The organism is Rhodococcus sp. NPDC057014 (assembly GCF_042673295.1).
In the GTDB taxonomy this organism is placed as follows: domain Bacteria; phylum Actinomycetota; class Actinomycetes; order Mycobacteriales; family Mycobacteriaceae; genus Rhodococcus_F.
The window spans coordinates 1-1619 of record NZ_JBHUSF010000619.1; the positions used below are offsets into that span (position 1 = coordinate 1).

Here is a 1619-nt window from a genome sequence, read left to right on the forward strand (position 1 = left end):
CACCCGAACAGCGGAAACCGACCATGTGGAGCGCCCGATCGATGTCGGGCGCTTCATACGAGCTCCCGCTGCAACAGATCTTCCGTGAGGGAAGAAGGAGGAGTTATTCGATGACCGAGCAACCGGCCGCCGATTTCCCATCCGCTCCAGTCGGATCGAGCGTGACCGTCCACGACGACCGGATCGAGGTAGCCCGCAACGGCGGGATCATCACGCTCACTCTCAATCGGCCCCGGGTGAAGAATGCTTTGGATGCCGCGGGATGGGCTACCCTGGGCGACGCACTCGAAGCCGTCGCATCCGATCCCGACGCGCGAGTGCTGATCATTACCGGCGCTGGGAAAGACTTCTGCTCCGGCACCGATCTGGGCGGCAAGAGAGATGACCACCCGACAGCGAGTCTGCGGCGCCTGAATCGTGCCGCCTCCGCCCTCATGGAACTGCCCATTCCCGTCATCGCACGAGTGGAGGGGGTCGCCGTCGGAGCCGGCTGGAATATCGCGTTGTGCTGCGACTTCGTGGTCGCATCCAGCACCGCACGCTTCGGCCAGATCTTCGTACACCGGGGCCTGTCACCGGACTTCGGTGGCACCTGGCTGCTGCCCCGGCTCGTCGGTCTGCAGCAAGCCAAGCGATTGACCATGCTTCCCGAGCTCATCGACGCAGAGGAAGCCGCCGCGCTGGGGCTGGTCACCTGGGTGGTGGCGCCCGAGGAACTCGACTCACATGTCGACGAAATCGCGCAACGTCTCACCGCAGGACCTCCGGTCGCGCTCGCCCAAACCAAGGCACTGATGAATTCCGGTAGCGCCAGCTCGTTCCGTTCGGCGCTCGAGGCAGAAGGCCGGGCGCAGGTCATCAACTTCGCGACCGCCGACGCGCCAGCCGCACGTGAAGCGTTCCTCACGAAAACAACCCCCCTCTTCACTGGAGGGTGGATCCCCCATTCGACGGCTCCGCTCAGCTGACGACTACAGAGAAGCGCAACCGCATGCGCACACGATCAACACACTCTTGAAGACGCCACCCGGTTGTCCGGAATCGATCCGGAGACGCGCTTCAGTCTGGCCCAGCGGCTCCAACTAGGTATTCAAGGACATTACTTGTAAATAAACTGGTAGACAGAACCTTTCGATGTGCTGATAACCGCGTCTATGACATTTTCGCTGGTGGGGGGCGGATTGCGTTCTGCGCTACTCATCACTCCGCGCCCGCTCATTCTACCCGGGTGAACTCGGGAGCCCAGACTGCAATCGACCCTCCCCAGTGCCAGTATTTGCCAGCCAGTTGCGCACGCATGCGGAAATTGATAAGCAATGATTGCGAGCGCCAATGTCGACGGCATCGAGCCATAACCGAATCGTGACACGCTGGCGCAGCGAAGGTTTGCCCTACCTCTTCGACTCGACATTCCGGTCCGGCTGCGAGCTTGCGATGGCTGTAAAATAGCCCAGCTGGGTCGCCTGCGGTCCCGGCCGATCTCGGTCGATCCCGGCTGTTGCCGCGTCGGCGGAGTCGCCGTTCCCCGGTCCGATGAAGGAGGATCATGACCACCGCCGCCCGTCCGTTCGCCTCCGAACCCGCGCGCAATTCCTCCCCCACTGCTCCCACCCCGCGCC

General features: G+C 62.9%; 1 protein-coding gene. It reads left to right on the plus strand.

Annotated features, from left to right (window positions below; translation table 11 throughout):
- Positions 1-161: 161 nt before the first annotated feature.
- Entirely contained in the window at positions 162-968 is an 807-nt protein-coding gene (locus ACFTZB_RS45490; RefSeq protein ID WP_378442556.1) for an enoyl-CoA hydratase/isomerase family protein, read from the plus strand.
- Positions 969-1619 lie beyond the last annotated feature (651 nt).